Origin of the sequence: Hoeflea sp. Naph1, from assembly GCF_046837775.1 — a bacterium.
In the GTDB taxonomy this organism is placed as follows: domain Bacteria; phylum Pseudomonadota; class Alphaproteobacteria; order Rhizobiales; family Rhizobiaceae; genus Hoeflea.
In genome coordinates this window covers 2,761,895-2,780,065 of the sequence record NZ_CP177286.1, presented here as the reverse complement: position 1 = coordinate 2,780,065, position 18,171 = coordinate 2,761,895, and the positions used below count along the sequence as shown (strand labels likewise).

The window sequence follows — 18,171 nt, the reverse complement described above, 5'->3', positions numbered from 1 at the left end:
CAATCATGAGCACCGAGCGTTTTTACATTACCACTCCGATCTTCTATCCCAACGGGGTGCCGCATATCGGCCATGCCTACACGGCGATCGCGACGGATGTTGTTGCGCGGTTCCAACGGCTTGACGGCAAGGACGTGTTTTTCCTGTCGGGCACCGACGAGCACGGCCAGAAGATGCAGCAGACCGCCGAGAAGGAAGGCATCAAGCCGATTGAACTTGCGGACAAGAACTCCGCCGTGTTCCGCGACATGCTGGTTCAGCTCAATTGCTCCAATGATGATTTCATCCGCACCACGGAAGAACGCCACCGGATTTCGGTGCAGGAATTGTGGAAACGGATGGAGGCCAATGGTGATATCTATCTGGGCAATTACGGTGGCTGGTATTCAGTGCGTCAGGAAGCCTATTTCGACGAGGCTGAAACCATTCTTGGCGAAGATGGCGTCCGCCGTGAACCGCTTGGCTCGCCCGTAGAATGGGTGGAAGAGGAAAGCTACTATTTCCGGCTGTCGGCCTATGAAGACAAGCTGCTGGAACTGTTCGAGACAAACCCGGATTTCGTGGCGCCTGCCGAGCGACGCAATGAGGTGGCGAGCTTCGTCAAATCCGGTCTGCGAGACCTGTCGATTTCGCGCACGACATTCGACTGGGGCGTTCCTGTGCCGGGCAATGACAAACACGTCATGTATGTCTGGGTCGATGCGCTCACCAACTACATCACGGCCTGCGGCTTTCCCGATGAGGCTTCAGACAAGTGGAACTACTGGCCTGCCGTGCACATGATCGGCAAGGACATTGTCCGCTTCCACGCCGTCTACTGGCCCGCCTTCCTGATGTCAGCCGGGCTGGCGCTTCCGGCCAAGGTGTTCGCGCACGGCTTCCTGCTGGTCAAGGGCGAGAAAATGTCCAAATCGATCGGCAATGTGGTCGATCCCTTCGCACTGATCGAGGCTTACGGGCTTGATCAGGTGCGGTATTTCTTCATGCGCGAGGTGCCGTTCGGACAGGATGGCAGCTACAGCCCTGAAACCATTGCCACGCGGATCAATTCCGATCTGGCCAATGGTATTGGCAATCTCGCCAGCCGGTCCTTGTCGATGATCAACAAGAACTGCGATGCCAAGATGCCTGCCTGCGGGCCTTTGACCGCAGATGACAAGGCGCTTCTGGCGACCATAGACAATGTGATTGAAAGCGTACGCGCGGATATGGCGAATTTTCAGATCCACAAGGCGTTGGCCTCGATCATCGACGTCGTGGCCGATGGCGACCGTTATTTTGCCAGCCATGAGCCCTGGGCGCTGAAAAAGACCGATCCGGCGCGGATGGAAACAGTGCTCTATGTGACGGCAGAAACCGTGCGTCAGATCTCGATCCTGTTGCTGCCGTTCATGCCGGAATCGGCGGGCAAGCTGCTCGACCTGGTCGCGGCTCCTGCGGACAAGCGTGATTTCACCGCTCTTGGTGAGATCGGGCGTTTGGCGGCCGGCACACCGATCGACAAGCCCGCGCCGATCTTCCCGCGCTATGTCGCACCGGAAGAGGCATGAGACCTATGCTGATCGACAGCCACTGCCATCTGGATTTTGCAGATTTCGACGCTGAACGCGACGAGTTGATTGACCGTGCTCACGCGTCGGGCGTCAAGCAGATGGTCACAATCTCGACCCGGGTCAGGAAACTCGACACACTTCTGGCGCTAACAGAGCGCTATCCGAGCGTGTTTTGCTCGGTCGGCACCCATCCCAACAATGCCGATGAAGAACTCGACGTGACGTCGGATGATCTGGTTCGCCTCGCCGAAGCCAACGCAAAGGTGGTGGCGATCGGTGAATGTGGTCTGGATTATTTCTACGACACGCAAAAGCCCGAGGATCAGAAGACCGGCTTCAGGCGTCACATCGAAGCGGCACGGCGGACACAATTGCCGCTGGTCATTCACAGCCGCAGCGCAGACGAGGACATGGCGGCGATCCTGACCGAAGAAACAGGGAAGGGGGCCTTCCCCTTCATCCTGCATTGCTTTTCGGCGGGTCAGGATCTGGCAGATACCGGCGTGGCGCTTGGCGGCTATGTGTCCTTCTCGGGCATTCTGACATTTCCGAAATCGACCGAGCTGCGTGACATCGCCAAGACCGTACCGATGGACAGGCTGCTGGTTGAAACTGATGCGCCATACCTTGCGCCCAAGCGTTGGCGCGGCAAGCGCAACGAACCGTCCTATGTCGTCAACACGGCGGAAGTTCTGGCCGAAGTCAAAGGCGTCTCCTACGAGGAGATGGCCCGGATTACGACCGAGAACGCGTTTCGTTGCTTTTCGAAGATGCCGAAGCTGTGACGGGGCCGGTTCGTCGTCAGTTCACGGTTCTTGGCTGCGCCTCTTCGCCGGGTGTTCCGCGGGTCAATGGCGACTGGGGCGCATGCGATCCGACGAACCCGAAGAACCGGCGGTCCCGCGCAGCACTTCTGATCCGGCAAATTGCCGCGGATGGCGGAGAAACCACCATTGTGGTCGACACAGGTCCGGATTTCCGCGAGCAGATGATTGCCAACAAGGTGCACAACATCGACGCGGTTCTCTACACCCATTCTCACGCCGACCATGTGCACGGGATTGACGATTTGCGCGGCTTCGCGCTGTCGCAACGCAAGCGGATTCCGATCCACGCTGATCCTGAAACCATGGCGCGTATCCGTGCCGGGTTCGGTTATTGCCTGGAAACGCCGGCTGGCAGCGAATACCCGCCGATCACCCAGCCTATGCTGATCAACTCGCTGGATGAGCCAATCCGGATCACGGGCGAGGGCGGAACCATAGAGATACAACCGCTCGATCAGGCCCATGGTTCGATCCGGTCGCTTGGCTACCGTATCGGCGATTTCGCCTATTGCTGCGACGTCAGCGATTTCCCGCGCACCACTGTGGAGAGACTGCAAGATCTCGACGTCTTGGTCATCGATTCACTTCAGTACAAGCCACATCCGAGCCATTTGTCGATTGATCAGGCACTGTGGTGGATCGAAAAAATTGACCCGAAACGCGCCATCCTGACCCACATGCATGTGCCGCTCGATTACGAGACGGTTCTCAATGAAACGCCTGATCGGGTCGAACCGGGGTATGACGGATTGACTATTGAGGTGGAGGTGAATGCATGAGCGGAACTGCGACCGAAATGACGCCGGATCTGATACCGGCAGGCTCGAGCATGGCGCGGGTGGCCGCAGCGGCCACTGATGCAGGGCTGTCGATCCGCATCATGAAGATGGCGCAATCGACCCGCACCGCGCAGGAAGCGGCGGATGCCGCGGGCTGCAAGGTTGCCCAAATCGTCAAATCGCTGGTTTTTGAAAACCAGGCAACAGGCCAACTCAATCTGATGCTGGTTTCCGGCGCACACAACGCTGATATGGTTTATATTTCAAGCCATTACGGCTTGTCGTTTACGCGCTGCGAGGTTCGGCGAGTCCGCGACGAGACAGGCTTTGCCATTGGCGGCGTGGCGCCGATCGGCCATTTGGCGCCGATACCGATCTATATGGACCGGACACTTCTTGATCACGCGCAGGTGTGGGCTGCGGCCGGCCGTCCGGACAGTGTTTTCAGCGTGGATCCGTCGGCACTGGCCAAGGCCATTGAAGCGGCCATCATCGACGTCCGCACCTCAGACTAAGCACCTTGCCGTTGCTCCGAGACGTCTAAGCTGCGCCGGGGTTTAATCGGCGTCCCACCAATCGAGAATTTCTTCTGTGTGCTGACCGCGCACCGGAATATCCCCGGGCGCAGCGTCCGGACGGGTCGAAAACCGTGGCGCCGGGGCTGCCTGCAGCGCGCCGTCAATCTGTTGCCAGATATTGCGGGCCGCCATGTGCGGCTCGGCCATCGCTTCAACGGGGCTCAGGGTAGGGGCCACGCATGCATCTGAGCCAGCAAACAGTTGTTCCCAGTGGCTGCGGGACTGTCGCGCGAAAATACCGGCCAGCAACGCTGTCTGGCGCGGCCATTGAGGTTTATCGAACTGGGTCGTGAAATCGGGATCCTGAGAGAGTTCGAGCCGGGCTAGCAATTCGGCGTAGAATTTCGGCTCAAGGCATTGCACCGAGATGAAACCGCCATCGGCGCAGGCATAAGTGCGGCTCCAGTGCGGGCCATCAAGCAGGCTTTGGCCACGCGTCATTGACAGGCCACCGGTCTGCGCCAGCGCCATCAGCAGGTTCATCATATGCGCAGATCCGTCGACAATGGCTGCATCGACCACCGTGCCGCCGCGGCCTGAGCGCGCTGCCATGACGCCTGCGAGAATTCCAGCCACCAGATAGAGCGCACCGCCACCAATATCGCCGACCAGTGTTGGCGGCGTGAAAGGTGGTTCGCCAGAATTGCTGGCGTACCAGGCGGCACCCGAGACCGAGACATAATTGAGATCGTGACCTGCGGTTTGAGCCCGTGGACCGGTTTGGCCCCAGCCGGTCATCCGGCCATAGACCAGATCCGGATTGACTGCGGCCAGGTCATCCGGACCCAGACCCAGCCGCTCCATGACGCCGGGACGAAAACCTTCGACCAGCGCTTCGGACCGGATGATGAGCTTTTTCAGCGCAGCCACATCGTCGGCAGATTTCAAATCCAGCTCGATTGACCGTTTGCCGCGATCGATCAGCGAGCATTCCGGCATGCCCGGTGCCGGACGGCCATTCTTCCGATGAACCACGATGACGTCGGCGCCGAGGTCGGCGAGCAGCATGCAGGCAAATGGCGCCGGACCGAGGCCTTCGATTTCTATGATACGCAAACCTTCGAGCATCAGGTCTGGTCCTTGTCTGGAGATCGGTTCGTTGGGCCAAGAAACCCTTTCATACATGGGACATACGTCGATGCAAGCGCGACATCCATGCCGGACCACGCAACGCAAAAACCGCGGAACGCCTGAAGATTGGCGAGAAAAAGCTCGACGGTGACGTCAAACGGGTGTTTGAAGCCGGGATGAATACTGGTGAGACGGGCCAGCCTGGCCCGGAGTTGACGCAGAATGGACGTCAAGGAATGCTGCATTTTCTCTCCGGCGCCCCGGTGCACGATCTCGTTCAAGCCTATGGGCTGTGGGTCGTGTTCGTCCTGATCACGATTGAAAGCATGGGCGTGCCGGTACCTGGAGAAACGGCGCTGGTCTCGGCTTCGCTTTATGCCGGTTCAACCCATGGAATCGAGATCGCCTCAATCATCGCGGTTGCGGCACTCGCAGCCGTGATCGGCGACAATATCGGCTATCTGATCGGCCGCACAATCGGTTTCAACCTGTTGGTCCGCCATGGTCGTCATGTCCGCCTCCATGAGCCGCGCCTGAAAGTCGGCCAATATCTGTTTCTGCTGCACGGCGGCAAGATCGTGTTCTTCGGTCGCTTTGTCGCTTTCTTGCGGGCCTTCGCGGCACTGCTTGCTGGCGCCAATCAGATGGAATGGCGCCGCTTCATGGTCATGAACACGCTGGGCGGCGTATGCTGGGCATCCGTGTTCGGTCTCGGCGCCTATACATTCGGCCAATCCATAACCAGGCTGGCAGCGCCGGTTGGCTTGTCCTTGCTGGTGGCCGGTCTGGTACTGGCAGTCATCGGGTTGATGTTTTTCCGTCACCACGAAAAGCAGCTTCAACTGCGCGCCGAGATCGCGTTTCCCGGGCCACTGGCGTTAAAAGTTCGGCCCAACGCTCAGGCTATCAGGCCAACGTCTTGAACATGCAGAGTTACCCTTCAGTTCCATAATCCATCTTATGCGATCTTTGTTTTGCTGTGTACGGACGCATCACTGCATCCACATACAAACAGCAGCGAACCAGAAGCCTGACTGCGCCGCAGCGCAAAGATCGCATAGTGGTTTCCCCTGCCGCTCCCACAGCTCATCCCACGCCACTCGCTTCAAGCAGGCATTTGAGGAGAATACCCCATGGATCGTTTCGTGGTCATTTCCGGCTGTTCCGGCGGCGGCAAATCCAGTATTCTGAATGAACTGGCGCGGCGCGGTCATGCAGTCGTCGAAGAACCAGGTCGTCGCATCGTCGTGGAACAACGCGCAGCACATGGTACGGCCTTGCCGTGGACAGGCATGGAAGCGTTCGCGCTTCGTGCACTGGAACTGGCGCATGCCGACCACGCGGCCCGACGGAAGGCCACCGGCTGGGTATTTTTTGATCGTGGCATCATCGACGCGGCTTCGGCACTGGCGCAAGCGCGCGGTGAAACACTGACACCCGGCCAGTTCAGCCCGCGGCCCCATAACAAAACCATCTTCATGACGCCGCCATGGCCGGAAATCTACCAAACCGACAATGAACGCCGCCATGACTTCGCAGCGGCCGTGGCCGAGTATCAGCGCCTGTGCCACGTCTATCCGCAGTTGGGGTATGACATCCGGATCCTGCCCAAAGCCAGCGTGAGCGATCGTGCGGATTTTGTCATCGAGGCCCTGCAACGTTCCGGTCCTGCGTCGGTTGAAGCCTGACAGCCAACCGCGGGTGCAAGCGCCTGCCCCGGTTTGTCGTAGCATTGTTTCAGTGTGAGATCGCAAGCCGTTGACCCTTGCGGCGCATCGCGGCTTGGCCTATCCGGGTTGGCGTCCAACCCACTCCGGAGCCAATCATGTCATTCGCCAAGCTCGACGCCCATTGCCGATCCCTCACAGCGCTCGAACACGCGCTGTCGATACTGGGCGTGGATGAAGCAACGGCGATGGCGCCCGGCGGTGGCGAACAGCGCGCCGAGGCGATGGCCGGTTTGTCGGGCATGCATCACCGCCAGGCCACGGCGCCACAGGTGCGAGACTGGATCGAGGCCGCCAAGACAGAGACGCTGGATCAGGCGCAACAAACAGCCGTTGTCGAACTCGAACGCAGCTATGTCAACCTAACCTGCCTGCCCGCTGATTTTGTCGAGCACAAGATGCGCACCGGCATGCGCTCGGAGCAGTTGTGGCGCACTGCGCGGCCCAAGGGTGACTGGGCAGGATTTCTGCCCGCGCTTGAAGGCGTGGTCAATCTTGTGCGCGAGGAAGCGGCAATGCGCGCCGAGGTGCTCGGGCTTGCGCCCTATGACGCGTTGATGGAGCAATTCGATCCGGGCAACCGCACCGAAACCATTACCCCGGTGTTTGCGGAATTGAAGGCGTTTCTGGTCGAATTTGTTCCCAAGGCCTTGAATGTGCAAGATGAAAAGCAGGTCAAGAGACCACTGAAGCCGTTGTCGGGCGACTGTCCGGTTGAAAAGCAGAAGGCACTCGGCATCGAAATGATGCGGGCGGTGGGCTTCGACATGAACCATGGCAGCCTGTCGGTGTCGGATCATCCCTTCTGTGGCGGTGTGCCCACCGATGTGCGCTTGACCACGCGTTACCGCACCGATGAATTCCTGCCGGCGCTGATGGGAATCCTGCACGAAACCGGCCATGGACTTTATGAGCAGAACCTGCCGAAAGACTGGGCGCACTGGCCCTCGGGCAAGGCGCGCGGGATGTCGATCCACGAAAGCCAGAGCCTGTTTGTCGAAAAGCAGATCGGCCGCAATCCGGCATTCTGGACATTCGCGCTGCCACATGTCGCAGGCCATCTTGGCGAGGACTGGGCGATGGATGACCTGCTGCCGCATGTGCACCAGGTCAAGCGTGGGCTGATCCGGGTTGACGCTGACGAGGTCACCTACCCGCTGCATGTGATCCTGCGCTACGAGCTTGAGCAGGATCTGCTGGCGGGCCGGCTTGAGGTCCGCGACCTGCCCGAGGCCTGGGACGCCAAGATGCGCGACTATCTCGGCATCTCCAGCCTGGATGACCCACAGAATGGCCCGATGCAGGATGTCCACTGGCCGTCAGGCGCCTTCGGCTATTTCCCGTCCTATACGCTGGGCGCGCTGATGGCGGCGCAGCAATGGGCGGCGATTTCAAGGTCTCACCCCAATATCAACGCAGAAATCGCGGCAGGTGATTTTACCACCGTAAATTCCTGGCGACGCGACAATATCTGGATGAAGGCGTCGATGGGCTCAACCCCGGAGATCCTTCGCCAGGCCACCGGCGAGAACCTCAATCCGGCGTATTTCATCGCCCATCTTGAGGCCCGTTACGGGGCCTGATTGGCACTACCAAAAGCCTGCCGTCAATAAATGCCGGACGCGGCCGCCTCTGCTTTGGCGCGTACGGCCTCCTGGCGACGGCGCTTGCGTTCGCGCATCAGCGTGTAAAGCCCGGTGGCGATGATGATCGTGGCGCCGACAAGCGTATATGTATCTGGATACTCGTAAAACACGATGGCGCCGACAATGGTGGTAAACACCAGCCGCGAATAGCGAAACGGTGTGACGACCGCAATCTCGCCGACGCGCGTGGCCTCGGTCAGGATCCAGTAGGCAATGCTGCCAATTATAAACGCGCCGAGCAGGTACAGCGATTCGCTGCCGGTCGGCATTTTGGCCCCGCCGGTGATCGTGATCATCAACAGGCCAACAATTCCCACGGCTGCAAATCCCCAGACGGCCAGTTGCAGCGAGGAGATCGCTTTCGGCACCTTGCGGCTTGCCAGGTCCCGGATCGACAGGCCGATGACGCCAATAACCGCCCAAATCACATTGGGATCAAACCCGCTCAGCCCCGGGCGGATCACCAGCACAACGCCGAGAAACCCGACCAGAATCGCCGTCCAGCGCCGCCACCCCACGGCTTCGCGCAGTACCAGCGCTGCGCCCATGGTCACAAACAGCGGCGTTGCCTGAAGGATTGTGATGGCCGTGGCCAGCGGAATCAACGCCAGCGACATCACGAAACCGACCGAACCGAACATTTCCGACACGTTGCGGATCAGCACCGCAGGATGCAGAAAGTCACGCGAGAACGGGTTGTCGCCGCGTGCACGCGCGAGCACCGCAAACAAAATGGCACTCGGAATACCGAGGATGGCAAGTATTTCACCCACCGGCAGCCCGGCCGAGGCGAGCTTGATGAACATGTCTTCGGCGGCAAAACCAAGCATGCCGAGCACCATCAGCACAATGCCGCGCGTATTGTCCATTAGAGCCGTTCCCGATTGTCGGATTGGATGGGATGTCCCGCCTGACGGGCACCACCGTCCCTACTCGCTTTTGCAAGCAATTGGAATGCTGACAATTTTTGGTGCGGCGAGATTTCAACCCGGCGAACGACGAATGGCCTTTTCCATCGCGCCGATCACCCGGCCCAACATGCTGACAAAAAGTGCCTGTTCGGCCACCGGCAAGCCATCAAGCAGCATTTGATCGGCGAACCGTGCTGCTTGCCTTGCCGGCTCTGCAAGTTCGCGCGCTTTGGCTGTCAACCGGATCAGTTGCGCCCGCCCATCATCGGGATGCGGTTTGCGCTCGATCAGGCCGTCACGCTCCATTCTCGACAGCGTGTTGGCCATGGTCGCCTGTTCGACGGCCAGAACACCGGCAAGGGCGCGCTGGGTTTGTTCGCCGTGCAGATCAAGCGCCGCCAGCGCCTGGAACTGGGCCGGCGACAACCCCAGCGGCTGTAGCCGGGTTTTCAGGCAGGCATTGTGAATCCGCGCCAGATGCGCAGCCATTTGTCCGACAGATTCTCCAGCATCAACCATTTTACGGCAACCCCATTAGTGCGCTATGTATATTTACATAGCGTGCTATTCTTGGCAATGGTGCCCCCCCCTTCCCTCTGCTGGTTCGGCGGAATGGATTTCACCGCATGACTTCTGGCGTCGCAGCACGATGGCCTGTAAGGCCAATTCCTGTTATCGCCGCAGCTCCGCGCGTGCCCGAAGTCGGCCGTCGCATATTGTTGGGAGCCCACTCGCCGATGTCGGATCTGGCCGCCTATACAAGCCTGTTCCTCGCCTCGCTTCTGGCCGCCACGCTGGTTCCGGCGCAATCGGAAAGCGTGCTTGGCGGCCTGATCCTGGCCGGTGGCCAGCCGGTGGTGGCGCTGGTCGCCGTCGCCAGTCTCGGCAATATATTGGGTTCCATTCTTAATTGGCTTATCGGCCGTGGGGTGGAACGGTATCGCGGCAAGAGATGGTTTCCCGCCAGCCAGGCACAGTTGCAGCGCGCGCAGACGCAGTACCAGCGATTTGGCTACTGGTCGCTCTTGCTGGCCTGGGTTCCGATCATCGGCGACCCGCTGACCTTGGTGGCCGGCATCATGCGCGAACCGCTATGGCGGTTCCTGCTGCTGGTGTCGATCGGCAAGATCGGGCGCTATGCGGTGCTGGCAGCAGGCATTGACGCTGCGTCATAATACGGCTGGGGTGAAACACGGGAATCTGGCAGTATCTCCCCTGCCCGCATCTCCCGCCTGACAGGATGCCGATCATGCTTTCAGCCCTGACCCTCATACTTTGCTGCCAGTTGGCCGGCGAATTGATCACCCGTTTTTCCGGCCTGCCGGTACCCGGTCCGGTAGCTGGCATGGTGATCCTGTTCACGCTGCTTGCCATCAAGGGATCTGTGCCTGACGATATCGGCGCAGTGGCCGATACATTGCTCAGGCATCTGGCGCTGCTGTTCGTGCCGGCCGGTGTTGGCGTGATGGCGCATCTGGGCCTGCTCGGGCAGGACTGGCTGCCAATCTCTGTGGCACTTGTCGGTTCCACACTGGCAACCATCGCGGTAACAGCGCTGGTGATGAACCGGCTTGCCCGCGCCGGCAGTTCCGATAACCCGGAGGCAGACAATGGGTAAGCTCACCGACGTCTGGGTCTATCTCAGCGCCAGTCCGCTGATGTTCCTCACGCTCACACTAGCGGCGTTCCAAGCCGGCACATGGCTCTATGATCGCTCCGGCCACAAACCGTTTCTCAACCCGGTGCTCACGGCGGTGATCGTTGTCGTCGGGCTGCTGACGCTTAGCGGAACCAGTTACGAGACCTATTTCGAGGGCGCACAGTTTGTGCATTTCCTGCTCGGCCCCGCCACCGTGGCGCTGGCGATCCCGCTTTACCGGCAGTTCGAACGGGTCCGCCGCTCTGCACTGGCCCTGATTACCAGCCTGCTGTGCGGCTCGCTGACGGCGATCGGAACCGCTATCGGCCTCGGCTGGGTGCTTGGCGCCAGCCGCGAGACCCTGCTGTCGCTGGCGCCGAAGTCCGTCACCGCACCTGTGGCGATGGGGATTACCGAGCAACTGGGTGGTCTGCCGTCTCTGACCGCGGTTCTGGTGATCCTGACCGGGATACTGGGCGCCGTCCTCGGCCCACCGCTGCTCAATCTGATCGGCGTCAAGGACTGGCGCGCGCGGGGGCTGGCGCTCGGCACCGCCAGCCACGGCATCGGCACGGCGCGGGCGCTGCAGGTCAATGAGCTGGCCGGCGCCTTCTCGGGCCTCGCCATGGGCCTGAATGCACTGGCAACCGCAATTCTGCTGCCAATCCTGTGGCGATTGTTTTTCTAAGAGGATTTAGGATGGAACACAGTTTCTGGCATGACCGTTGGGGGACCGGCAGGATCGGTTTTCACGAGGGAGAACCCAACCCGCTGCTGGTCACCCATTTCCCGGATCTTGGGGTCCCGGAAAACGGGCGCGTATTCGTTCCCCTGTGCGGCAAGACGCTCGACATCGGCTGGCTGCTCTCCAGAGGCCACCGCGTTGCCGGCGCGGAACTCAGCGAAGTGGCGATCGAACAATTGTTTGAAGAGCTTGGCATTGGACCGGTAATTTCGGATCTGGGAAAGTTGAAGCATTACAGCGCGGACAATATCGACATATTCGCAGGTGATGTTTTCGACCTGACGTCAGCCGTGCTCGGCCCGGTCGATGCCATTTTTGACCGGGCGGCCTTTGTCGCGCTGCCCGAAACGATGCGCGCCCAATACGCTCCCCACATCGCCGGCATCACCGACAACGCGCCACAGCTGCTTGTCACCTTCGAGTACGATACTTCGCTGCTTGACGGGCCGCCGTTTTCGATTCCCGGTGACGAAGTCATGCAGCGCTACGGCGACCGCCATGACCTTTCAATCCTCGCCCATAATACCGTGGCCGGGGGTTTCAAAGGTGTGACTGCGGTCGAAATCGTCTGGTTGCTCAGGCCGCTATGAGCGGTAATGCGTCCCGGGGAAACATTGTCGACTTACTTAGTAGACCATGAAGGACCGGCAACACCGTCGGCAAGTGAATATTCACTGTCGTCACGCGGCGGCACGGTCTCCGGCTTCCGTTCCCGGCGCTAGCCGGACCTCGAGACCATCGAGTTCGGCCGACATCAGCAACTGGCACGACAGCCTTGAATTGTCACGGACATCGAAAGCCTGGTCGAGCATGTCTTCTTCCTCGTCGCGCATCGGATGCAACTGATCGAGCCAATCTTCGGCGACATGTACATGGCAGGTGGCGCAGGCGCAGGCACCGCCGCACTCGGCCTTGATGTCGAGACCCCAGTCGCGAATGATTTCCATGACCCGAAACCCTTCCAGCGCCTCAAGCGTATGGCGGGTTCCGCTCTGGTCGGTGACATGAATATGCATGGATACGTCCCTGGTTGGTTCAGCCGTTGAGAATGGCGGTACGCCGCCAGCTGTAACCGCCGGACGGCTTGGCGGCGTCGGCGGAGGGCTGGTAGTGCAGATCGATGCCCGGCAGCCTTTGCTGCTTCAGCCGTTCGATGGTGGGTTCGTGGCTGACCTCGAAACTGTCGATCCCGACCCGGAGCATCAGTGGCACATGGTCGAGCAAGACGGTGCCGATGGCGCGCAGTTCACTCTTGTACTTGAGACGTTCACGCAGCAGCATGGCCTGGGAAAAGGCGCGTCCGTCGCTGAAGACCGGAAAGGTCAGGGCGATGAAGCTGATGCTGTCCAGAACCGGCGCCAGCGCGCGCACGTCGTCGGCAGGTTTGACGAGCACGCCAAAGGGAGCGTTGTCGCGGTCACGGTCCAACGCCTCGTCGATTGACAGCAATTTGCCTTCGTCCTCGTCACCGGCGGTGATCCAAGGATCGTCGTCGACGACGCCGTTTTTGGTCCAGATGATGGTCACGATAGTTCTCCGGTATCAGGCGGCGCGCGCCCGGTCGCCATACAGCGCGGTTTTAAACGGGGCGGCGCCAATGCGGCGGTAGCAGTCGATGAAGGGCTCCGAGGCGGCACTGCGGTTGGCGAGATAAACCTCGACAATGGTCTCGACGGCGTCGGTCACCTGGTCGGGCTCGAAACCGCGACCAAGGATATCGCCGATCGAGGCGTTCTCGTCCGCCGATCCGCCGAGCGAGATCTGGTAGAGTTCGGCGCCCTTCTTCTCGACCCCGAGAATACCGATATGGCCGACATGGTGATGGCCGCAGGCATTGATGCAGCCGGAAATCTTGATCTTCAGATCACCGATCTCGGCCTGTCGCGCCGGGTCGGCAAAGCGGTTGGAGATACCCTGCGCCAGCGGAATCGAACGGGCATTGGCAAGCGCGCAATAGTCGAGACCAGGGCAGGCAATGATGTCGGTGATCAGACCGACATTGGCCGTCGCCAGACCTTCGGCGAGAAGCGCCCGATAGACCGGCTCAAGATCGGCCAGGGCGATATGTGGCAGCACCAGGTTCTGCTCGTGGGTGACGCGGATTTCATCGTGACCGTACTCTTCGGCAAGACGCGCCACTGCTTCCATCTGCTCGGCCGTGGCGTCGCCGGGGATGCCGCCGATCGGCTTCAGCGACACAGTCACCATGGCATAATCGGGATGCCGGTGCGGAACGACGTTGCGGCCGACCCAATCGGAAAAACCGGGATCGGACTTCTTCCAGGCAGCTAGTTCGCCCCACCCCTCGGCCCGCGGCGCCAAGTCTGGCGGAGCAAAATAGGCGTTGATCGCGGCGAGTTCCTCGGCGGGCAACTTCAATTCGCCATCCTTGAGATGAGCCCATTCGGCATCGATCTCGGCGCCCAGCTTCTCCACCCCGGTCTCATGTACGAGGATCTTAATGCGGGCCTTGAACTTGTTATCCCGGCGACCGTGCAGATTGTAGACCCGCATGATTGCGGTCACGTAAGACAGAAGCTCCGCCTCTGGCACAAAGTCCTTGAATTTCTTGGCTAAAAGCGGTGTACGCCCCTGCCCGCCGCCGATCCATACGGCAAAGCCGAGCTGGCCTTCATCGTTCTTCTTGACCTGCATTCCGATGTCATAGGTCTGGATTGCCGCGCGATCGCGTTCGGCAGCGGTCACGGCGATCTTGAACTTCCGCGGCAGATAGGAAAATTCCGGGTGCAGCGTCGACCACTGCCTCAGAATTTCCGCGTAAGGTCTTGGATCTGTTACTTCATCTGCCGCTGCGCCTGCAAAATGATCGGCCGTGACATTGCGGATGCAGTTACCCGATGTCTGGATCGAGTGCATCTCGACTTCGGCCAGTTCCTTGAGGATCGCCGGGATGTCGGACAGCTTGGGCCAATTGTACTGGATGTTCTGGCGGGTGGTGAAATGACCGTAGCCGCGGTCATAGGTGCGGGCGATATAGGCGAGCTTGCGCAACTGCCTTGGGTGCAGCGTACCGTAGGGAATCGCCACCCGGTGCATGTAGGCATGCAGTTGCAGATAGACACCATTCATCAGCCGGATCGGTTTGAAGGCATCTTCTGAGATCTCGCCAGCAAGCCGCCGCTCCACCTGGTCGGTGAACTGGCTGACCCGGGCCGCGACAAAGGCATGGTCGAATTCATCGTAACGATACATGGAGTTTTATCCTCAGGCGGCGTGGGAAACCCGTCGTGGGAATGCGGGTGCATAGTCGATCGTGGGACCATCAGCGCGGATCCGTTCACGCAACCGGAGCGGTCGCGGTCCGGCTTCGGTCTCTTCGATCTCGATGACGGCAACGTCGATGACGCGGTTGTCGGCAAACGCCTGGGCGCCGGCTGCCTCGATCGCATGAACAGCATCGTCGTGACGGGCCAGGAATGCCTCGTGCAGCGACAGTGTCCATTCTCCATCGGCACCGAGCCAGACAGCGACGCCATCGCTCAGGCGGTTTGCGGTGAGCACCTTGGTTGTCATGATGGCCTCCTCAGGCTGCATGGGTTCGAGGTTGGGCGGCGGGTGTCCGCATGCGCTCGTTGATCGGGGTGGAATGTTCAAAATTGGCGCCGGCAACGGCATCGCCGATGATCACCATGACCGGGCCGCTCAGTTCGCTGCGGCCTTCGAGTGCCGGCAGATCGAAGAGCGTGCCATGAAACAGACGGCGTTCGTCGCGCGAGGCGTTTTCAACGATGGCAACCGTCATGTCGGCGGCAAGCCCCGCCTCGATCAACCGCGCGGCGACACTGGCTGCCACCGTGCGCCCCATATAGACGCAGAGCGTGGCGCCGGAGATGGCGAGCCGCGCCCAGTCGGGCAACGTCGCGCCAGTCAGATCGTGACCGGTGGTAAAGACCAGCGACGAGGCAACGCCACGCAGGGTCAGCGGCAATTCGAAATCGGCGGCAGCAGCAAACGCGGATGTGATGCCAGGCACGACTTCGAACGAAATTTTAGCCGCGCGAAGGGCTGCGATTTCCTCGCCGGCGCGTCCAAAGATCAGCGGATCGCCGGATTTGAGCCGGACCACGCGCTTGCCTGAGCGCCCAAGCTCGACCAGCAGATCATTGATCTCGTCCTGACTCCTGGAGTGACAGCCCTTGCGCTTGCCCACCGAGATGCGTTCGGCGTCACGGCGGCCAAGCGCGATGATTGCTTCGTGCACCAGCGCATCGTGAACGATCACATCTGCTTCCATCATCGCCCGTTGGGCGCGCAGGGTCAGCAGATCTTCGGCGCCAGGGCCAGCACCCACCAGCCAGACATGACCGGGTACGTTGTCACCGGCACGCAACATCCGGGTGGCTGCGCGACGGGCCAGCGAGACCTCGCCGCGACTGACATGGGTGGCGACATCGGCTTCGAAAAATCGCCGCCAGAACACCCGCCGGGCAACACCGCGCGGCACCAGCCGGTCGACTGCAACACGGTAATCGGCAGCCAGCCGCGCCAAGCGACCCAGCGAAGGCGACAACATCTGGTCGACGCGGGCACGGATCATCTGCGCCAGCACCGGGCCGGCGCCTTCGGTGCCAATGGCAATGGCCACAGGCGCACGGTTGACCAGCGCCGGTGTCAGGAAATCGCAATAGTCTGGTTGGTCGACGGCGTTGGCCGGGATCCGGCGTGCACGTGCGGCGGCAACAATGTCACGGTCGAGCGCGCCATCGCCTGTGGCGGCGAAAACCAGGGTGGCGCCGTCCAACTGTTCGGACGAAAAGGCGGCACGTTGGGGTTCGATCGAAAGCCGCGCCAGATCGGCGCGCAGCTCGGCGCCGGGCGCATCGGCATAGACACAGATCTCGGCCGAGGTGTTGGCCACAAGCCGGGTCTTGGCGGCAGCTTCAGCGCCGTTGCCGAAGATCGCCACTTTCCGGGCGTCGACCCGCATGAAGGCAGGAAATGTCGTCAGTTGCGGCGATTTCGTCGTCATGTCCGGGAAACTCCTGAATTACAGGCATTTTCAAGATAATGACGAAACAAATGAAGGTACAATGATGTGTCGAATTAGCGATCCGGATATTCTTTTACCTCTCAAAGCCGGTTATGGAGAATGGGTAACCGCGATGCCTCAAGATCATGCGGTCAGACATTGAAAATAGTGGAATCCGATATGGAGATCCTTGAAAATGCGGCGCTGGTTCGCCGACTACTTGATGTCATGGAGAACGACATTCTGCCGCTGACCGAAACCGGTGTTGCCGAGGGCAACAAGGTATTTGGCGGCGCGCTGCTGCGCAAATCCGACCTATCAATGGTGATGGCGCAGACCAACAACGAGACCGAAAACCCGCTCTGGCACGGCGAAGTGCATCTGCTCAAATGCTTTTACGAGCACCCGGTTTCAAAACAGGAATCGACCAAGGACATGATCTTCCTGTCGACGCATGAACCGTGCACCATGTGCATGTCGGCGATTGCCTGGGCCGGGTTCGACAATTTCATCTATTTCTTCAGTCATGAGGATTCGCGTGATTCATTTGCCATCCCCCATGACCTGAAGATGCTCAAGGAAGTGTTCGGGCTGGAACCGGGCGGCTACAATCACGACAATGCGTTCTGGAAGAGCCGTGGGCTGTTCGAGATCCTGGCCACCCTGCCCGATGCGCAAGCGCAGCCGCTGCTTGACCAGGCCGAACGCATCCGCGACCGCTATGCGGCGCTGTCGGAGGCCTACCAGTCAAGCAAGGACGATAACGCCATCCCGCTCAACTGAGCAGCCAAACTGTTGTGGACAAGAGCCACGCCCGCGGCTTCACCGTCGCGGGCCTCTGCCGGCTCGGCTATGCTTGAGCGATGAAACCATCCCGCGACATTTCCGGCATCATCGAGATCATGGCGGCACTCCGGCACCCCGAGACCGGTTGCCCCTGGGACATCAAGCAGGATTTCAACTCGATCAAGCCCTACACGATCGAGGAAGCCTACGAGGTGGCCGACGCGATCGAGCGCAACGATCCCGATGACTTGTGCGATGAGTTGGGCGATCTGTTGCTGCAGGTGGTGTTTCACGCGCGCATGGCTGAAGAAGCCGGGCAATTTGCTTTTGGCGATGTGGTCGAGGCAATCACCACCAAGATGATCCGCCGGCATCCGCATGTGTTCGACCGCTCGGACGCCGACACCGCTGACAAGGTCAAGGTTCAGTGGGACCAGATCAAGGCGGAGGAAAAACGCGAGCGCAGAGAGCGCCGCGCCGCACGGGGACTTGCCGAGAGCGAGACACCCGGGCAGCTGACCAACGTGCCGCGCGCCCTGCCCGCACTTATGGAAGCGCTAAAGCTTCAGCAAGCAGCGTCCCATGTCGGCTTTGATTGGGGCGCTGCTGGGCCAGTGATCGACAAGATCGAGGAAGAGATTGCTGAATTGCGCGCCGAGATCGCCAGCGGCGAAACGAAGAAAGCGGCGGGTGAACTGGGCGACGTGATCTTTGCCGTCGCCAATCTGGCCCGACACCTCAAGACCGATCCGGAAGACGCGCTTCGGACGACCAACACCAAATTCCGCACCCGCTTTGCCTATGTCGAGGCGGGATTGGCGAAACTGGGCAAGACGCCTGATGACGCTACGCTCGCGGAAATGGAAGCCCTGTGGCAAGAGGCGAAGAACCATTAGGTTCCGCTCTTCGGCAACCTTCC

23 protein-coding genes are annotated in these 18,171 nt (G+C 60.3%); 14 read left to right on the top strand and 9 right to left on the bottom strand.

Annotated elements, in window-relative coordinates; genetic code table 11:
* Positions 1–5: 5 nt before the first annotated feature.
* From metG to ACK6D9_RS13320, 4 genes are read left to right on the top strand one after another with little or no spacing between them, the layout of a single operon-like run.
* The gene (metG, locus tag ACK6D9_RS13335; RefSeq protein ID WP_412048880.1) at positions 6–1,550 is read left to right on the top strand and encodes a methionine--tRNA ligase; all 1,545 of its coding nucleotides are present in this window, start codon (positions 6–8) and stop codon (positions 1,548–1,550) included.
* A 5-nt stretch (positions 1,551–1,555) separates the two neighbouring features.
* Complete coding sequence (locus ACK6D9_RS13330; RefSeq protein ID WP_412051810.1) at positions 1,556–2,338, top strand: TatD family hydrolase; 783 nt, start codon at positions 1,556–1,558, stop codon at positions 2,336–2,338.
* Positions 2,311–3,159 (top strand): MBL fold metallo-hydrolase, encoded by an 849-nt coding sequence (locus tag ACK6D9_RS13325; RefSeq protein WP_412048879.1) that lies wholly within the window; start codon positions 2,311–2,313, stop codon positions 3,157–3,159. Before ACK6D9_RS13330 ends, ACK6D9_RS13325 begins: the two co-directional genes overlap by 28 nt.
* Positions 3,156–3,674 carry a YbaK/EbsC family protein gene (locus ACK6D9_RS13320; RefSeq protein WP_412048878.1) on the top strand — a complete coding sequence of 173 codons (519 nt, stop codon included), beginning with the start codon at positions 3,156–3,158 and terminating at the stop codon, positions 3,672–3,674. The genes ACK6D9_RS13325 and ACK6D9_RS13320 overlap by 4 nt, the downstream gene beginning before the upstream one ends.
* Positions 3,675–3,716: 42 nt before the next feature.
* Here the strand turns inward: ACK6D9_RS13320 and ACK6D9_RS13315 are convergent, their stop codons facing one another.
* Positions 3,717–4,805 carry a CaiB/BaiF CoA transferase family protein gene (locus tag ACK6D9_RS13315; RefSeq protein WP_412048877.1) on the bottom strand — a complete coding sequence of 363 codons (1,089 nt, stop codon included), beginning with the start codon at positions 4,803–4,805 and terminating at the stop codon, positions 3,717–3,719.
* Positions 4,805–5,053: a hypothetical protein gene (locus ACK6D9_RS13310; RefSeq protein WP_412048876.1), complete on the bottom strand. Its 249-nt coding sequence runs from the start codon at positions 5,051–5,053 to the stop codon at positions 4,805–4,807. Before ACK6D9_RS13310 ends, ACK6D9_RS13315 begins: the two co-directional genes overlap by 1 nt.
* On the opposite strand from ACK6D9_RS13310, the gene ACK6D9_RS13305 reads away from it, so the two are divergent.
* The 3 genes from ACK6D9_RS13305 (at position 5,045) to ACK6D9_RS13295 (ending at position 8,118) form a co-directional block, all read left to right on the top strand.
* Entirely contained in the window at positions 5,045–5,731 is a 687-nt protein-coding gene (locus tag ACK6D9_RS13305; protein WP_412048875.1) for a DedA family protein, read from the top strand. The genes ACK6D9_RS13310 and ACK6D9_RS13305 overlap by 9 nt on opposite strands.
* A gap of 210 nt (positions 5,732–5,941) precedes the next feature.
* Entirely contained in the window at positions 5,942–6,496 is a 555-nt protein-coding gene (locus tag ACK6D9_RS13300) for an AAA family ATPase (protein ID WP_412048874.1), read from the top strand.
* Positions 6,497–6,633: 137 nt separating this feature from the next.
* The gene (locus ACK6D9_RS13295; protein ID WP_412048873.1) at positions 6,634–8,118 is read left to right on the top strand and encodes a carboxypeptidase M32; all 1,485 of its coding nucleotides are present in this window, start codon (positions 6,634–6,636) and stop codon (positions 8,116–8,118) included.
* Positions 8,119–8,141: 23 nt separating this feature from the next.
* On the opposite strand, the gene ACK6D9_RS13290 is transcribed toward ACK6D9_RS13295, so the two are convergent.
* Both ACK6D9_RS13290 and ACK6D9_RS13285 read right to left on the bottom strand, forming a co-directional pair.
* Positions 8,142–9,050, bottom strand: coding sequence for a DMT family transporter (locus ACK6D9_RS13290; protein WP_412048872.1), 909 nt, complete (start codon positions 9,048–9,050; stop codon positions 8,142–8,144).
* A gap of 114 nt (positions 9,051–9,164) precedes the next feature.
* Positions 9,165–9,581, bottom strand: a complete 417-nt coding sequence (locus ACK6D9_RS13285) for a MarR family winged helix-turn-helix transcriptional regulator (protein ID WP_412048871.1) — start codon at positions 9,579–9,581, stop codon at positions 9,165–9,167.
* A gap of 248 nt (positions 9,582–9,829) precedes the next feature.
* Here ACK6D9_RS13285 and ACK6D9_RS13280 point away from each other — a divergent pair, with 248 nt between their 5' ends.
* From ACK6D9_RS13280 to tmpT, 4 genes are all read left to right on the top strand, one after another.
* On the top strand, positions 9,830–10,267 hold the full coding sequence (locus ACK6D9_RS13280; protein WP_412048870.1) for a YqaA family protein: 438 nt from the start codon (positions 9,830–9,832) through the stop codon (positions 10,265–10,267).
* Between the two features lie 74 nt (positions 10,268–10,341).
* The gene (locus ACK6D9_RS13275) at positions 10,342–10,710 is read left to right on the top strand and encodes a CidA/LrgA family protein (RefSeq protein WP_412048869.1); all 369 of its coding nucleotides are present in this window, start codon (positions 10,342–10,344) and stop codon (positions 10,708–10,710) included.
* Entirely contained in the window at positions 10,703–11,419 is a 717-nt protein-coding gene (locus tag ACK6D9_RS13270; RefSeq protein WP_412048868.1) for an LrgB family protein, read from the top strand. Before ACK6D9_RS13275 ends, ACK6D9_RS13270 begins: the two co-directional genes overlap by 8 nt.
* Positions 11,420–11,430: 11 nt before the next feature.
* Positions 11,431–12,066, top strand: a complete 636-nt coding sequence (gene tmpT, locus ACK6D9_RS13265) for a thiopurine S-methyltransferase (protein ID WP_412048867.1) — start codon at positions 11,431–11,433, stop codon at positions 12,064–12,066.
* Between the two features lie 90 nt (positions 12,067–12,156).
* Here the strand turns inward: tmpT and ACK6D9_RS13260 are convergent, their stop codons facing one another.
* From ACK6D9_RS13260 to cysG, 5 genes are read right to left on the bottom strand one after another with little or no spacing between them, the layout of a single operon-like run.
* Positions 12,157–12,492 carry a 2Fe-2S iron-sulfur cluster-binding protein gene (locus tag ACK6D9_RS13260; RefSeq protein ID WP_322989864.1) on the bottom strand — a complete coding sequence of 112 codons (336 nt, stop codon included), beginning with the start codon at positions 12,490–12,492 and terminating at the stop codon, positions 12,157–12,159.
* Positions 12,493–12,511: 19 nt separating this feature from the next.
* Complete coding sequence (locus ACK6D9_RS13255; protein ID WP_412048866.1) at positions 12,512–13,003, bottom strand: DUF934 domain-containing protein; 492 nt, start codon at positions 13,001–13,003, stop codon at positions 12,512–12,514.
* Between the two features lie 15 nt (positions 13,004–13,018).
* Entirely contained in the window at positions 13,019–14,689 is a 1,671-nt protein-coding gene (locus ACK6D9_RS13250; RefSeq protein ID WP_412048865.1) for a nitrite/sulfite reductase, read from the bottom strand.
* Between the two features lie 12 nt (positions 14,690–14,701).
* Positions 14,702–15,010: a DUF2849 domain-containing protein gene (locus tag ACK6D9_RS13245; protein WP_412048864.1), complete on the bottom strand. Its 309-nt coding sequence runs from the start codon at positions 15,008–15,010 to the stop codon at positions 14,702–14,704.
* A 10-nt stretch (positions 15,011–15,020) separates the two neighbouring features.
* Positions 15,021–16,466: a siroheme synthase CysG gene (gene cysG, locus ACK6D9_RS13240; protein ID WP_412048863.1), complete on the bottom strand. Its 1,446-nt coding sequence runs from the start codon at positions 16,464–16,466 to the stop codon at positions 15,021–15,023.
* Between cysG and ACK6D9_RS13235 the strand changes: the two genes are divergently transcribed.
* From ACK6D9_RS13235 to mazG, 3 genes are all read left to right on the top strand, one after another.
* Positions 16,465–16,629 carry a hypothetical protein gene (locus tag ACK6D9_RS13235; RefSeq protein WP_412048862.1) on the top strand — a complete coding sequence of 55 codons (165 nt, stop codon included), beginning with the start codon at positions 16,465–16,467 and terminating at the stop codon, positions 16,627–16,629. The two genes, cysG and ACK6D9_RS13235, sit on opposite strands and share 2 nt — an antisense overlap.
* Before the next feature lie 17 nt (positions 16,630–16,646).
* Positions 16,647–17,249 (top strand): nucleoside deaminase, encoded by a 603-nt coding sequence (locus ACK6D9_RS13230; RefSeq protein ID WP_412048861.1) that lies wholly within the window; start codon positions 16,647–16,649, stop codon positions 17,247–17,249.
* 80 nt (positions 17,250–17,329) lie between these two features.
* Positions 17,330–18,148, top strand: a complete 819-nt coding sequence (gene mazG, locus ACK6D9_RS13225) for a nucleoside triphosphate pyrophosphohydrolase (RefSeq protein WP_412048860.1) — start codon at positions 17,330–17,332, stop codon at positions 18,146–18,148.
* Positions 18,149–18,171: the final 23 nt, after the last annotated feature.

Coding starts and splice junctions, on each gene's coding strand:
- ACK6D9_RS13310 (WP_412048876.1), bottom strand. CDS start 5,053: ATGCAGCATTCCTTGACGTCCATTCTGCGTCAACTCCGGGCCAGGCTG.
- ACK6D9_RS13260 (WP_322989864.1), bottom strand. CDS start 12,492: ATGCATATTCATGTCACCGACCAGAGCGGAACCCGCCATACGCTTGAG.
- ACK6D9_RS13250 (WP_412048865.1), bottom strand. CDS start 14,689: ATGTATCGTTACGATGAATTCGACCATGCCTTTGTCGCGGCCCGGGTC.
- ACK6D9_RS13280 (WP_412048870.1), top strand. CDS start 9,830: ATGTCGGATCTGGCCGCCTATACAAGCCTGTTCCTCGCCTCGCTTCTG.
- metG (WP_412048880.1), top strand. CDS start 6: ATGAGCACCGAGCGTTTTTACATTACCACTCCGATCTTCTATCCCAAC.
- ACK6D9_RS13275 (WP_412048869.1), top strand. CDS start 10,342: ATGCTTTCAGCCCTGACCCTCATACTTTGCTGCCAGTTGGCCGGCGAA.
- ACK6D9_RS13245 (WP_412048864.1), bottom strand. CDS start 15,010: ATGACAACCAAGGTGCTCACCGCAAACCGCCTGAGCGATGGCGTCGCT.
- ACK6D9_RS13330 (WP_412051810.1), top strand. CDS start 1,556: ATGCTGATCGACAGCCACTGCCATCTGGATTTTGCAGATTTCGACGCT.
- cysG (WP_412048863.1), bottom strand. CDS start 16,466: ATGACGACGAAATCGCCGCAACTGACGACATTTCCTGCCTTCATGCGG.
- ACK6D9_RS13320 (WP_412048878.1), top strand. CDS start 3,156: ATGAGCGGAACTGCGACCGAAATGACGCCGGATCTGATACCGGCAGGC.
- ACK6D9_RS13300 (WP_412048874.1), top strand. CDS start 5,942: ATGGATCGTTTCGTGGTCATTTCCGGCTGTTCCGGCGGCGGCAAATCC.
- mazG (WP_412048860.1), top strand. CDS start 17,330: ATGAAACCATCCCGCGACATTTCCGGCATCATCGAGATCATGGCGGCA.
- ACK6D9_RS13315 (WP_412048877.1), bottom strand. CDS start 4,805: ATGCTCGAAGGTTTGCGTATCATAGAAATCGAAGGCCTCGGTCCGGCG.
- ACK6D9_RS13285 (WP_412048871.1), bottom strand. CDS start 9,581: ATGGCTGCGCATCTGGCGCGGATTCACAATGCCTGCCTGAAAACCCGG.
- ACK6D9_RS13305 (WP_412048875.1), top strand. CDS start 5,045: ATGCTGCATTTTCTCTCCGGCGCCCCGGTGCACGATCTCGTTCAAGCC.
- ACK6D9_RS13230 (WP_412048861.1), top strand. CDS start 16,647: ATGGAGATCCTTGAAAATGCGGCGCTGGTTCGCCGACTACTTGATGTC.
- ACK6D9_RS13270 (WP_412048868.1), top strand. CDS start 10,703: ATGGGTAAGCTCACCGACGTCTGGGTCTATCTCAGCGCCAGTCCGCTG.
- ACK6D9_RS13235 (WP_412048862.1), top strand. CDS start 16,465: ATGTCCGGGAAACTCCTGAATTACAGGCATTTTCAAGATAATGACGAA.
- ACK6D9_RS13290 (WP_412048872.1), bottom strand. CDS start 9,050: ATGGACAATACGCGCGGCATTGTGCTGATGGTGCTCGGCATGCTTGGT.
- ACK6D9_RS13295 (WP_412048873.1), top strand. CDS start 6,634: ATGTCATTCGCCAAGCTCGACGCCCATTGCCGATCCCTCACAGCGCTC.
- tmpT (WP_412048867.1), top strand. CDS start 11,431: ATGGAACACAGTTTCTGGCATGACCGTTGGGGGACCGGCAGGATCGGT.